The following is a 12,693-nucleotide window of genomic DNA, read 5'->3' as shown; positions in this document are numbered from 1 at the left end:
TGGTGCAGCCCAGCTAGCGCCCCGGGGACAGCGCTGGCGGGCGGCTACAAGACGAGTATCAGAAACAGGAGCAAATTTGATGGGCTGAAAATACCGTTCAGCGCAATTTCCACTAGGACCTCATGCTATTGATAAAGGAGCGAAATGGCGGAGTGGATTCATCATGGCCTGCGCCTGCGCGCGGGTTGCGCGGGCGGCGTCTATCACGCCGCGCGCAGCAGCACCAGCAGCGCGCCAGCGCCGCCGTCAGGCGGGCGGGCCTGCACGAAGGCGAGCACTTCATGCTTTTGGATGAGCCAGCCGGGCACCTTGGCGCGCAGCACGGAGGTTTTGCCGGGCGAGCCGTGGCCTTTGCCGTGCACCACGCGCACGCAGCGCACGCCGCTGCGGCAGGCGGCGGCGATGAAGGCGGCCAGCGCCTGGCGGGCCTGGTCCACGCGCAGGCCGTGCAGGTCGATCTGGCGCTGCACGGCCCACTGGCCACGGCGCAGGCGGGCGGGCACGTCGGGGCCGATGCCGGCTCGCAAGTAGCTCAGGTGTTCGTCCACGTGCAGCAGGGTGCTGGCGTCGAATTCGTCGGACAGGGTTTCGCGCAGGGCGGCGCGCTCGTCTTGCTGGCGCTGGCGGGGCAGCGGGGCGGGGCGCGCGGCCTGGCCGGCTTTTTCATGCCGGGCGCTGGCTTGGAGCGGCTGCACGGCGCCGATGGCGCGCAAGAAAAGGGCGTGGTCGCTTTGCCGCTGGCGGGCCTGGGCTTGCTGGCGCGTTTGGGCTGCTTGCGCCTCTTTCGCTGCCTGTGCCTGGGCGGCGGCAAATTGCTGGCGCAGTTTTTTCAGCTCTTTCAGGCTGCGGGCTTTCATGCCGGGCTTTCAGGCCAGAAAAAAGCCGCGCTCGGCCAGGGAGCAGGCCGCGCCGCCGGGGCCGACGATCCAGTGGTCGATCACGCGCACGTCGATCAGGCCCAGGGCGGCCGTGAGTTCGCGGGTGATGGCTTCGTCTGCCGCCGAAGGCTGCACGTGGCCGCTGGGGTGGTTGTGGGCGAGGATGAGCGCGTCGGCGTTGTGGTGCAGGGTGCGGCGCACGACTTCGCGCGGATAGACGCTGCTGCGCGTGAGCGTGCCCTGGAACATTTCTTCAAAGGCGATGAGGTGCAGCTGCGCATCAAGAAACAGCACGGCGAAGATTTCTTGCGGGCGGCTGGCCAGGTGCAGCTGGAGGTAGTCGCGCACGGTGGCGGGGTTTTGCAACACGGGGCGCTGGCGCAACTGCCCGGCCAGGGCGCGGCGGGCCAGCTCCAGCACGGCCAGCAGTTCGGCGCGCTTGGCGCTGCCGCCCAGGCCCTTGATGCGCCGCAGGTCTTCGCCGCTGGCCTGAAGCAGGCCGTGCAGGCCGCCAAAGGCGCTGAGCACTTCCTGCGCCATTTGCAGCACGCCGCGCCCGGCGGTGCCGGTGCGCAGCAAGATGGCGAGCAGCTCGGCGTCGCCCAGGGCGGCGGGGCCGCGCGCCAGGAGCTTTTCGCGCGGGCGGGCGTCAGGGGGCAGGCTTTTGAGCGACATGGCGGCGGACAGCTCCCGGCTCCATCATTAAAAAGCGGAGCAAATTCAAGGGGGTCAAAAATGGCTTGCGCGCAGTTTCGACCAGGACCTCATGCTATGGATCCAGGAGCGAAAAGACAGGCTTATTCGCACTTGACGCCCACGTGCAGGGCCACCACGCCGCCGGTCATGTTGTGGTAGTCCACGTGGCCGAAGCCGCATTCCTTCATGAGCGATTTGAGTTCTTCTTGCGCGGGGTGCATGCGGATGGATTCGGCCAGGTAGCGGTAGCTGGCTTCATCGCCCGTGACGAGCTTGCCCAGGCGGGGCAGCACGTTGAAGGAGTACAGGTCATAGAGCTTGCGCAGCGGCGGGGCCACTTGCGAGAACTCCAGCACGAGCAGCCGCCCGCCGGGCTTGAGCACGCGGGCCATTTCGCGCAGGGCGCGGTCTTTGTGCGTCATGTTGCGCAGCCCGAAAGCGACGCTGACGAGGTCGAACTGGCCGCTGGCAAAAGGCAGCGCTTCGGCGTCGCACGCCACGGTGGGCAGGGCCAGACCGGCGTCGAGCAGGCGGTCGCGCCCCGTGCGGAGCATGGCTTCGTTGATGTCGGTGAGCACGACTTGCCCGCCATCACCGGCCTTTTTGGCGAAGGCGCGCGCCAGATCGCCCGTGCCGCCCGCGATGTCGAGCACGCGCTGGCCGGGCTGCACGTTGGCCACCATGACGGCGTAAGCCTTCCAGAGCCGGTGCAGGCCGCCGGACATGAGGTCGTTCATGAGGTCGTATTTGCTGGCGACGGAGTCAAAGACGCCGCGCACGCGGCGGGCCTTGTCGGCTTCATCAACGGATTCGTAACCGAAATGGGTGCTGGCCATGAGGGGCTTTCTGTTGGAGTGAAGAGGAATTTCAGTGGCTGCCGCAGCTGCGGCCCGCTGTTTCGGGCATGGCGTCGTCGCGGTGCGCGCCAGCGGCGGCCAGGCGCTGCTCGTATTCCTGCCACAGCGCCTGCTGGCGCGAGCCAAGAAAGTAGAGGTAGTCCCAGGTGTAGATGCCGCTGTCGTGCCCGTCTGAAAACGTGGGCTGGATGGCGTAGTGGCCCACGGGGGCCATGCCGGTGACGAGCACGTCGCGCTTGCCGGTTTGCAGCACCTCCTGCCCCGGCCCGTGGCCCTTGACTTGCGCCGAAGGCGAATACACGCGCAGCAGCTCAAAGGGAATGCGCAGCGTCTGGCCGCTGGCGTAGCGCAACTCCAGCACGCGGGAGGCGGTGTGGACGGTGATGTCTTGCGGAGGCGGTGCGGGAGCGTAGTCGCGCTGCATGGCGGATGTGAAAGAAAAGAAAGGGGAGAGGCGCGAAAGCCTGAAGCGAAGGGCAAAAGCAAAAGCCCGAATTGTGACTGCGCCGCGATGGCAGCAGCCCGCGCGAAGGAGAGGCGCGCCTCATATAATCCGCCGTTTTTCGGTTCGCCGCTGGCCGGGTGGTCATGTCGTGTGTCTCGCGGGCCGGAGAAGTCCCCTCGCGGAGCCTGGCCCAATGACCCCACGGGCCGCGCGCCGCAACACCTTTTCAAGGCAAATTTTCAATGGTCGTTATCCGTCTTTCCCGTGGTGGCTCCAAGGCCCGCCCCTTCTACAGCATCGTCGTGGCTGACAAGCGCGTGCGCCGCGATGGCCGCTTCATCGAGCGCATTGGCTTTTACAACCCCCGCGCCGTTGAAGGCGAAGAGGGCTTGCGTCTGGCGCAAGACCGTCTGACGTACTGGAAGAGCGTGGGCGCGCAGGCTTCTCCCACCGTCGAGCGCCTGGCCCGCCAGGCTGCCAAGGCCCAGCCCGCCGCCTGAGCACAGGCCTGCAAGCCGTGCCTGGCGCCACCTGGCCCCTGCAAGCAGCCGAGCTGCCTGATGACGCGGTGGAAGTGGGCCGCGTGCAGGACGCCTGGGGCATCAAAGGCTGGTTCAAGGTCCAGCCCTACAGCGCCTCGCCAGAGGCGCTTTTTTCATCCAAACGCTGGTTTTTGCTGCCGCCCGCGCGCGGCGCGCGCCATTTCGACGGCCCGCAGCGCCTGCCCGTGCGGCAAGTCAAGGCGCATGGCGATGCCGTGGTGGCCAGCGCGCAGGGCGTGGATGACCGCGATGCCGCCGATTTGCTCAAGGGCGCGCGCATTTTCATTGCCCGCTCATCCTTTCCCACGCCTGCCGAGGGCGAGTACTACTGGGTTGATCTGATCGGGCTGGCCGTTTTCAACCGCGAAGGCGTGCCGCTGGGCCAGGTGTGCGAGCTGCTGCCTGCCGGGCCGCAAACCACGCTGGCGCTGGCCTTTGAGGGCGCAGACGGCAAACCGCAAGAGCGCCTGATTCCTTTCGTCTCCGCCTATGTGGACGAGGTGGACCTGGCAGCAGGCCGCATCACCGTGGATTGGCAGCCGGACTATTGAGAGCCTGTTTGCAATCTGTCCGTGGAAGCGGCTTGGGGCGCTCGTGGGCGCTGCAAATTCTCGCTGGGTCGCAAGAGCTGTTTGCGCTTTGCCGCTTATTCCGATCCACACACTTGCGCCCTCACGGCCAAATCATGAACAGGTTTTGAGAAACATTTTGGGGAAACGGCGGCGCACCTTGCGTTTGCGGCTTGATCAACATAGGTAAACGCAGGTAATATTCCCTCTTGTTTTTTATTTGCTTCAGGAGATTGACATGAAACACCGAATTTCATGCCAGACCGCCCTGGCGCTGGGCGCGCTAGCCGGTCTGTTCGTCGCAGCGCCAGCCAGCGCCATCACGCCCCCTGGCACGCCGCCCACTTTTTATTGCGACGCCAACCGACCCGCCAACGCCGATACGGTTGAAGCGCAGCTCAATACCCGAGCCAAAAATGGCAGCGCGACAGATGCCGACCGGGGCAACCAGCCGCGCTGGGAGCGCGCGACGGCTTCTTTTGCATTGCAGTCAACGGGTTCCGATCCGCTACCCAGCACATTGACCTGGGCCTTTTTTAATGGACACGAGATTGACCGCTACCTGACTTTTTCTCCCCCGCACGCGAACTATCCGGGCATCTTCATTGGCAGCTATCTGCCAGCAGCCCAGCCGCAACTGCCCGCCAACCATCTGTACTACATGCGTTATCGCTTCAAGCTGGACGCCACGGTGAATCCGGCTACTTACCAGTTGCAGTTCCCTGCTATTGGGCATGGCCAGACCAATCTGCGGGCGGACGACAGGGTGGTGGGCGTGTATCTCAACGGCAAGCGCATGATGGTGACGCCTGCCGGGGACTTTACGCTGGGCGGCGGTGCCCATGTGAATGAACAGTGGAAAACGGGCGAAAACGAACTGGCTTTTGCTGTTTACGACACGGGCGGCGGCGGCATGTGGCTGGGCGTGCAGTCCGTGACGCAATCGGTCTGCGACTGGCGTCCCGCGCCTGCTGCCGCTGCCACGCCTGTGCCCACGCTGCACGGCTGGGGCCTGGCGGCGCTGGGCGGCCTGCTGGGCGGTGCGGCAGCCTGGCGGCGGCGCAAAAAGCGCGCGTGAAGCCTGCGTCTCTGTTTTTCTGCTTGTGCCCCGCGCCTTTGGCCGGGGCATTTTTTTGCCCGGAACCGGGCTTTGGGGCAGAGAGCGCGAGCTTTTGCGCCAGCGGCCGGGAGCGGGCTTTTAGCGTGGAGCTGCTGGTGTCGTGGTTGATGCTGATCGATGAAATCCTCTACAGAGCCGTAGCGCAACGGATCAGCTCCGCGCAGTCTGGCGCATGAGAACGACTGACCAGCATGTGCGCGCAGACCTTTCTTGTCATCACGTATCTGAGCGGTTTCACTTATTTGGCGCTGCTGCAGCTAGGCGCGGCGAGTGTGAGGGCGCCTCGTAACGATGATTGATGATTTGCAAATCTTGGCGAAATCAATGCATTTGGCATGAAAAGCGGCAAATCTGCCGTTAAAGTCGCTTTTTTTGCACTCAAGGAGAAGAAGATGCAATTGCGATTCGCAAGCCCGCTGGTGCTGGCTTTGGCGCTGGCCGCCTGTGGCGGCGGCGATGGCGACGCCCCCGCGCCAGGCCCTACATCCACGCCTACACCAAGGCCAACACCAACGCCAAGGCCTACGCCGACGCCAACCCCCACGACAACGCCGACGCCCGGCACGCAGCAATTTCCGCCCTCCGAAACCTTGGCCAACGTATGCACGGCCGACGGCGAGCGCCGGTTCATCCGCTCGCACATGGACGAGATTTATCTGTGGTACAGCGAAATCCGTGACAGCGCTGCCAACGTCACCGGCACGGTGGAAGACTATTTCAACAGCCTGCGGATCGCAACGCTTGACCACAGCGGCAAGCCCAAGGACCGCTTCAGCTACATCCGCACGCTGCAAGATAACGAAAAGCGCTCTCCTTCCGGCCCTTCTTACGGCGTGTACTGGACGGAGAGCCAGCCCCGGCGCGTGGCCTACGTGCTCAAAGATTCGCCTGCCGAGCGCGCGGGCCTCAAGCGTGGGGCGCAGCTGGTGAACGTGCTGGCGGCCACTTACCTTTCCTGGTACAGGCCGCCCACAGGAGCGAGCGTGACCTTCACCGTGCGCGATACGCCAACGTCTGCCGAGCGCGAAATCACGCTGCGCGCCGCAAACGTTGTGGAAGACCCGCTGCCGCTATCCAAAGTGGTGCAGGCGGGCGGCCGCCAGGTGGGCTACGTGCAGTTCAACACCTATGAGATTGACAACGGGCAGGACCGCCTCATCGACACCCTCTCAGCCTTGCAGCGGCAAGGCATCAGCGACGTGGTGCTGGATCTGCGCTACAACGGTGGCGGGTGGATGTATCAGGCCTGGTCGCTGGCTTCCATGCTGGGCGGCAGCCGCGTGCAAGGCAAGGCATTCGTGCGCATGAAATACAACGACAAGCGCCAGGAAGCCACGCGTCAGGGCGTGGTGCCCTTCACCACCCAAGTGGGCGCCAATTCGGATGGCGGCACTCACGCTGTTGGCAGCGCCCTGCCGCAGCTGAGCCTGCCGCGCGTGTACGTGCTGGCCACGGGCTGGACGTGTTCGGCCAGCGAAGCCACCATCAACGGCCTGCGCGGCGCTGGCGTGGAAGTGGTGCTCATCGGCTCCACCACCTGCGGCAAGCCCTATGGCTTCATTGAACGCAAGAACTGCGGCAAGGCCATCGCCGCCATCGAAGTCGAAATGGCCAACGAAGTGGGCTATGGCGGCTACACCGACGGCTTTGCGCCCACCTGCGCCGTGGCGGATGACTTGAGCCATGAGCGGGGCGACGCGGCAGAGGGCCTGCTGGCCGCCGCGCTGCACCACATCCAGACCGGAAGCTGCCCGGCCAAATCTGCCGAAGCCGCACAAGAGCCGCTGCCGCAAGCTGCGGCAGGCGGCATCGATATGGACTTCCAGCGGCCCGAGCTGCCTGGCGTGCGCCTGCTGCCAGCCGATTTGCGGCACTGAAACGGCAAACGGCGGCCCGCCGCAGATTCCGGGCCGCCTGAAAAGTGACACGCGGGCGCAGCAGGCGCCCGCTTTTTTTACCTGCCGCTGACGCACTTGCCGCGATGACTGTGGATTCCGCACTAAACGAAGGGAGCGATGCACAAGGCCGGACTGCACAGGGAAAAGAGGGCAGGGCGTTTTCTTGCTTCTGTATCAATAGCAGGATGTCCTGGTAAAACCAGCGGAAACGGCATTTTGATCCCCCTCAAATTTGCTTCTGTTTCTGATGCAGAAGGAGCCAGTCTGAAGGCCACTGTCTGCGTGGCGGAGCGTGGCGAGTGGTTAGAACCTGTTCATGATCTGGCCGTGAGGAGCACAAGATCGGGAACCGGGATGAACTGTCAGGCGCAAACCGCAGGCGGGTCTTGCAGCCCGGCGAGGCGTTTGCAACGCCGCAGCCCACCCGAGTCCGCGCTGTTTGCGCCCACGGACAGATTGCGAACAGGTTCTTGAAGAGCGTTTCAAAAGGGGCGGCGCGGATATGAGCCAAAGGGCGCAAGCGCCTCATGGCCTCAGACAATGCGGGGGCGTTGTTCGCAGCGCATGTTTTCATTGCCCGCCTCACGCCATGATGCTTTTGCCGCGCCCTTTCCTCTTGCCTTTTTCTCTCCCTCGCTTTCTTGCCGCTGCCTTTCTGCTGCTGGCTGCCACTTGCGCCCGAGCCGATGTCTGGCAAGGCACGGTCATGTGGGTGACGGATGGCGACACGCTTTGGGTGCGCCCCGATGCGGGCGAACGTGCTCGAAAGCTGCGCCTGCAAGGCGTAGATGCGCCCGAAAGCTGCCAAAGCGGTGGTGCGCAAGCACGGCAGGCGCTCATCGCCCTGGCGCTGAACCAGCGCGTGAGCGTGCAAACCCATGCGCGCGATGGCTGGGGCCGCTCGCTTGCCACCGTGCGCCTGCGCGACAAAGGCGGTGAAGACGTGGCCGCCCGCATGGCGCGCCAAGGCTGGGCCTGGTCTTATGGACGAGGCCGAGGCCCCTATGCCGAGCAAGAAGCCGCCGCACGCCAAGCGCGCCAGGGTGTTTTCGCCCACGCCGCTGAACCCGAGCGCCCTGCCGATTTCAGACGCCGCCATGGACCTTGCACGCGGGCCGAACGTTAATAAAACCAAAACCGGGCGTTCAGCAATTTCGCTCCTTAATCCATAGCGCTGCGTCCTAGTGGAAACTGCGCAGAGAGGCATTCCAACCCCTTTGGATTTGCTCCTCTTTTAATGCGTTCTGGCTGGTGGGGCCAACCCGAAGGCGCGGTTTTATCCGTTCAGGTGCGCCTGCGGCTGCTCATGGGCTGGCCGGGGCTGGCTCCCTTCCCTCAATCAAATATCGTGCGCCAGCTCATAGGGAATGTGCAGGCCCTCGAGCCGGGGGCCGCCGGGGCTGCCGGCGTGCAGCGGCTCGCTGCCCAGGGCGGCGGCGATTTGCAGGCCCGCGATGACGAGGCTGCCGCCGCCAGGCGCGGCAGCGGCCAGGGCGATCAGGCCGGCGGGCTGATCGTCGCTGCCGACGAAGATTTCCTGCCCCGTCTGCACGGCGGCGGCGCAATGGGCGACGAAGGCGCGGCGCTTGATGACGCCGCGAAACTGGCTGCGGGCCACCACTTCCTGCCCCGGGTAGCAGCCTTTGTGAAAGTGCACGCCGCCCACGCTTTCGTAATTGAGCATTTGCGGCACGAAAGCGCCTGCCGTGGCGCTGGTGATGCGGGCCACGCCCGCCAGCACTTCGGCGGCCAGCCAGTCGTTTTCAGACAGGGCCGAGGCAGCCGGGGCGCTCGCGCCAGCGGGGGCCAGCCAGAGGGCGCGGGGCAGGCCGCATGCAGGGGGCAGCTCGGCCAGCTGGGGCAAGGGCGGCAGGCCGCTTGCCGCCTGGCCTTCGGGCGAAGCCGCATCGGCAGGCGCGGCAGCCTGAATCGTTGTTTGGGCGGCGGCGATGGCGGCCGCGCCAATCAGGCCGTGGCAGGCGATGGCGCTGCTGGCGTCGGTGATCTTCACCTTGGCGCGCATCACGAACAGCGACAGGCGCTTGACCAGGCCCGCGATGAGTTCGCGCGAGCAGACCAGCAGGAATTCGTTTTCGGCGGGGCGGGTGATGATGAAGCTGGCGCTCATGCGCCCCTTCGGGGTGCAGAAGGCAGCCAGGCGGGCGGGGCCGCCGGGGCGCATTTCAAGCACGTCTTGCGTGAGTTGCGCTTGCAGGAATTTGGCGGCGTCTTCGCCGCTGGCGCGCAGCACGCCGTGGACGGGGGGGGGGGGGGCGCCGTGGCGCGGGGGGGGGGGGGGCCCGCGGGCGAAAAGGGCCCCGCCGCCCTCGCGCGCCAGATGGGCCTGGGGTTGGGAGATTTCCCCCGTGATGAGGGCATCGCCCCCCGCCGCAATGGCGCCTTCAAAAAAGCCTTGCGCGCCGCCGCTGCACCAGGCCAGCTTGCGAATGGGCGCAGGCGGCCCGTAAATGGCAATGGGCGGCCTTTGCAGCGCTTGCGCCAGGTGATCNCAGGCGGGCGGGCGGCGCAGAGGGAATCTGGGGGGCTGGGGCGGTCATGCGCTGAATTATCATGGCCCGTTTTGATTCAGGATTCGGGTAGGGCCAGTGCGGGCATTGAAGAAACTGCTGAAATGGCTGCTGCTGCTGGCCGCGCTGGCCGCATCGGCAGCAGGCGCGCTGGCCTGGTGGGCGCAGCAGCCGCTGGCGCTGGCTGCGCCCCGGGTGGAGATGAGCGTGCCGCCCGGCGCTTCGCTGAAAGTGGCGGCGCAGCAGGCGCAGGCGGCGGGCGTGCGCGCCCCGGCGCCTTTGCTGCACGGCTTTTTCCGCGCGGCGCTGCTGTGGCGGCAGTGGCAACGCCCGCAAGAGCCGCGCGGCGTGATCAAGCCGGGCGACTACGCCATCACGCAAGGCATGACGCCCGGACAGCTGCTGGGCAAGCTGCTGCGCGGCGAGCGCATCGTGCAAAGCATCACCTTCGTTGAAGGCTGGACTTTCCGCCAGATGCGCGCCGCGCTGGCCAAGGCCGCGTACCTGAAGGGCGACACGCGCGCCATGACGCCCGAGGCCATCATGGCCGCGCTGGGCCAGCCCGGCGTGGCGGCGGAAGGGCGTTTTTTCCCCGACACCTACCACTACGCGCGCGGCAGCAGCGATCTGGACGTGCTGCGTCAGGCGCTGAAGCTGATGGACGAGCGCCTGCAAGCCGCCTGGGCCGCGCGCGCGCCGGGCCTGCCGCTGCAATCGGCAGACGAAGCGCTCATTTTGGCCAGCATCGTTGAAAAAGAAACCGGCCATGCCGACGACCGCGCGCAAGTGGCCGGCGTGTTCATCAACCGCCTCAAAGCGGGCATGAAGCTGCAAACCGACCCCACCGTCATCTACGGCCTGGGCGAAGCCTTTGACGGCGATCTGAAAAAGCGCGATTTGCTCACCGACACCCCCTACAACACCTACACCCGCGAGGGCCTGCCGCCCACGCCCATCGCCATGCCGGGGCGCGCCGCTCTCATGGCCGCCGTGCAGCCGGCCAGCACGCAGGCGCTGTATTTCGTAGCGCGCGGCGACGGCAGCAGCCACTTCAGCCAGACGCTGGGCGAGCACAACCGCGCGGTCCATCAATACCAGCGCCCAGGCTCCCGCAACAGCGATGGAAACGGTAAAGACAAGGGCAAGGACGCGGCGGCCCGCCCGCCCGCAGCCGCGCCTGCATCCATTCCGGCAAACACCGCGCCATGAAACAAGGGCTGTTCATCACGCTGGAAGGCATCGACGGCGCGGGCAAATCCACCCACGCCCAAGCCCTGGCCGAAGCCTTGCAGGCCGCAGGCCACGCGCTGGTGCGCACGCGCGAGCCGGGCGGCACGCCGCTGGCCGAGCGCCTGCGCGGCCTGGCGCTCGAGCAAGGGCAAGAAATGGACGGCATGACCGAGGCGCTGCTCATGTTTGCCGCCCGGCGCGACCATGTGCGCGCCGTCATCGCCCCCGCGCTGGCACAAGGCCGCACCGTGCTGTGCGACCGCTTCACCGACGCCACCTTCGCCTATCAGGGCGGCGGCCGGGGCGTTTCATGGCAGGCGCTGGCGCAGCTGGAGCAAATCGCGCTGGGCCATGACCTCATCCACGGCGAGATGAACAACGGGGCAAGCCACAAAGCAAACAACGAAAGGGGCGCCGAACCGGCCGATTGCGGGCAGGCGCCCCGGCCCGACCTCACCCTCTGGTTTGACCTGCCCCCGCCGCAAGCCGCCCGCCGCCTGCAAGGCGCGCGCCTGCCCGACCGCTTTGAAGCCCAGCCCCTGGCCTTTTTTGAAGCCGTGCGCAGCGCCTACGCCCGCCGCATGGCCGAAGACGCCCGCCGCTTTGTCCGCATTGACGCCGCCCAGCCCGCGCCCGCCGTGCGCCGCGCCGCCCTGGCCGCCCTGCAAGAGCGCGGGTGGATCGGGCCAGCGGGCTGACCCGCCTTTTGCGCCTTGCGGCTAGGGTCTAGCACCTTGATTTTCGCTCCTTTTCCAATAGCAATAGGTCCTAGTGGAAACTGCGCGGGCGCCGCTTTGCACCCCCTCAAATCCGCTCCTTTTGTTGAACTGACTGCCCATGCCTTCTGTCCATCTGCCCCCGTGGATTGCCCGCCAGGCCGCTGAACTGCTGGCCCGCCCCGGCCACGCCTGGCTGCTGCAAGGCCCTTCCGGCCTGGGGCAGTTCGAGCTGGCGCTGGCGCTGGCCGCCGCCTGGCTGTGCGACGCGCCCACGCCCCAGGGCGCTTGCGGGCAGTGCCCCGGCTGCCATAGCCTGCACGTGCATGCCCATGCCGATTTCGTCATGCTCATGCCCGAGACGCACATGCTGGAGCGCGGCTGGCCCCTGCCCGAAAAAGCGCAGGCCGAAATCGACGAGAAAAAGCGCAAGCCCAGCAAGGAAATCCGTGTGGACGCCATGCGCGACGCCATCGAATTCGCCCAGCGCACCAGCGCGCGCGGGCGCGGCAAGGCCATGCTCATCTACCCGGCCGAGCGCATGAACGCCGTCACCGCCAACGCCCTGCTCAAAACGCTGGAAGAGCCGCCAGGCGACATGCGCTTTGTGCTCGCCACCGAAGCCGCCCACCTGCTGCTGCCCACCATCCGCAGCCGCTGCCTGACCCACACCCTGCGCTGGCCCGATGCCGCCGAAGTCCTGCCGTGGCTGGCCGCCTGCGGCGTGCACGAAGCCGCCGCAGCCGCCCTCTTGCAAGCCGCAGGCGGGCGCCCCGCCGCAGCCTTGCAACTGGCCCGCAGCGCCGAAAGCCAGGCTGAAGCCCGGACCACGGCCAGAAAAGCCAAGGCCGCCTTCGACGACGGCCAGCAAGCCGCCGCCGCATGGGCGCGCCTGCCCAAAGCGCTGGCCCAGGGCGACGCCAGCGCCCTGGCCAGCCTGCCCACGGCCGAGATCGTGGCCCGCCTGCAAAAGCTTTGCGCCGATCTCATGGCCGCGCAAACCGGCGCGCCCCCGCGCTTTTTCGCCGCCGCCGACCTGCCCGCGCGCCCCTTGCCCCTGCCCGCGCTGGCCAAGTGGTGGGGCCAGCTCGCGCAAGCCGCCCGCAGCGCCGAACACCCGCTCAACGCGGGCCTCACCCTCGAATACCTTGCCAGCAGCGCCCGGCAGGCCCTAAACTCGGCCAAGGCAACAAACTGATACGCCATTCACATCT

The 12,693-nt window shown here is 66.5% G+C and carries 13 protein-coding genes and 1 pseudogene; 8 read left to right on the top strand and 6 right to left on the bottom strand.

Annotation, left to right across the window (positions count from 1 at the left end):
• Positions 1–203: 203 nt before the first annotated feature.
• The 4 genes from C1720_RS12145 to C1720_RS12130 form a co-directional block, all read right to left on the bottom strand.
• Positions 204–857, bottom strand: a complete 654-nt coding sequence (locus tag C1720_RS12145; RefSeq protein ID WP_102284376.1) for a Smr/MutS family protein — start codon at positions 855–857, stop codon at positions 204–206.
• Between the two features lie 9 nt (positions 858–866).
• Positions 867–1,553 carry a RadC family protein gene (gene radC, locus C1720_RS12140; RefSeq protein WP_102284375.1) on the bottom strand — a complete coding sequence of 229 codons (687 nt, stop codon included), beginning with the start codon at positions 1,551–1,553 and terminating at the stop codon, positions 867–869.
• A gap of 122 nt (positions 1,554–1,675) precedes the next feature.
• A complete protein-coding gene (ubiE, locus tag C1720_RS12135; RefSeq protein WP_102284374.1) occupies positions 1,676–2,410 on the bottom strand; it encodes a bifunctional demethylmenaquinone methyltransferase/2-methoxy-6-polyprenyl-1,4-benzoquinol methylase UbiE in 735 nt (244 codons plus the stop codon).
• Positions 2,411–2,441: 31 nt separating this feature from the next.
• Positions 2,442–2,855 (bottom strand): gamma-butyrobetaine hydroxylase family protein, encoded by a 414-nt coding sequence (locus tag C1720_RS12130; protein ID WP_050716184.1) that lies wholly within the window; start codon positions 2,853–2,855, stop codon positions 2,442–2,444.
• A gap of 263 nt (positions 2,856–3,118) precedes the next feature.
• Here C1720_RS12130 and rpsP point away from each other — a divergent pair, with 263 nt between their 5' ends.
• From rpsP to C1720_RS12095, 5 genes are all read left to right on the top strand, one after another.
• Positions 3,119–3,376 carry a 30S ribosomal protein S16 gene (gene rpsP / locus C1720_RS12125; RefSeq protein ID WP_050716185.1) on the top strand — a complete coding sequence of 86 codons (258 nt, stop codon included), beginning with the start codon at positions 3,119–3,121 and terminating at the stop codon, positions 3,374–3,376.
• 17 nt (positions 3,377–3,393) lie between these two features.
• Positions 3,394–3,969, top strand: coding sequence for a ribosome maturation factor RimM (gene rimM, locus C1720_RS12120; RefSeq protein ID WP_199171009.1), 576 nt, complete (start codon positions 3,394–3,396; stop codon positions 3,967–3,969).
• Positions 3,970–4,225: 256 nt separating this feature from the next.
• Complete coding sequence (locus C1720_RS12115) at positions 4,226–5,065, top strand: IPTL-CTERM sorting domain-containing protein (protein WP_102284373.1); 840 nt, start codon at positions 4,226–4,228, stop codon at positions 5,063–5,065.
• Between the two features lie 434 nt (positions 5,066–5,499).
• Positions 5,500–6,984, top strand: a complete 1,485-nt coding sequence (locus C1720_RS12100; RefSeq protein ID WP_158241737.1) for a S41 family peptidase — start codon at positions 5,500–5,502, stop codon at positions 6,982–6,984.
• A gap of 637 nt (positions 6,985–7,621) precedes the next feature.
• Positions 7,622–8,131: a thermonuclease family protein gene (locus C1720_RS12095; RefSeq protein ID WP_158241736.1), complete on the top strand. Its 510-nt coding sequence runs from the start codon at positions 7,622–7,624 to the stop codon at positions 8,129–8,131.
• A 213-nt stretch (positions 8,132–8,344) separates the two neighbouring features.
• Here C1720_RS12095 and ygfZ read toward each other — a convergent pair whose 3' ends face one another.
• Both ygfZ and C1720_RS14665 read right to left on the bottom strand, forming a co-directional pair.
• Positions 8,345–9,256: a CAF17-like 4Fe-4S cluster assembly/insertion protein YgfZ gene (gene ygfZ / locus C1720_RS12090; RefSeq protein ID WP_233199961.1), complete on the bottom strand. Its 912-nt coding sequence runs from the start codon at positions 9,254–9,256 to the stop codon at positions 8,345–8,347.
• 69 nt (positions 9,257–9,325) lie between these two features.
• Positions 9,326–9,508, bottom strand: a pseudogene (locus C1720_RS14665) (Nif3-like dinuclear metal center hexameric protein); the annotation flags it as partial.
• A 103-nt stretch (positions 9,509–9,611) separates the two neighbouring features.
• On the opposite strand from C1720_RS14665, the gene mltG reads away from it, so the two are divergent.
• The 3 genes from mltG (at position 9,612) to C1720_RS12070 (ending at position 12,677) form a co-directional block, all read left to right on the top strand.
• On the top strand, positions 9,612–10,742 hold the full coding sequence (mltG, locus tag C1720_RS12080; protein ID WP_102284368.1) for an endolytic transglycosylase MltG: 1,131 nt from the start codon (positions 9,612–9,614) through the stop codon (positions 10,740–10,742).
• The gene (gene tmk / locus C1720_RS12075) at positions 10,739–11,461 is read left to right on the top strand and encodes a dTMP kinase (protein WP_102284367.1); all 723 of its coding nucleotides are present in this window, start codon (positions 10,739–10,741) and stop codon (positions 11,459–11,461) included. Before mltG ends, tmk begins: the two co-directional genes overlap by 4 nt.
• A gap of 139 nt (positions 11,462–11,600) precedes the next feature.
• Positions 11,601–12,677, top strand: a complete 1,077-nt coding sequence (locus C1720_RS12070; protein WP_102284366.1) for a DNA polymerase III delta subunit-related protein — start codon at positions 11,601–11,603, stop codon at positions 12,675–12,677.
• The last annotated feature ends 16 nt before the right edge of the window (positions 12,678–12,693 follow it).

The sequence above is a fragment of the Ottowia massiliensis genome (assembly GCF_900240305.1).
GTDB classification, from domain to species: domain Bacteria; phylum Pseudomonadota; class Gammaproteobacteria; order Burkholderiales; family Burkholderiaceae_C; genus Ottowia; species Ottowia massiliensis.
This window is presented reverse-complemented; position numbering and strand designations above follow the sequence as displayed.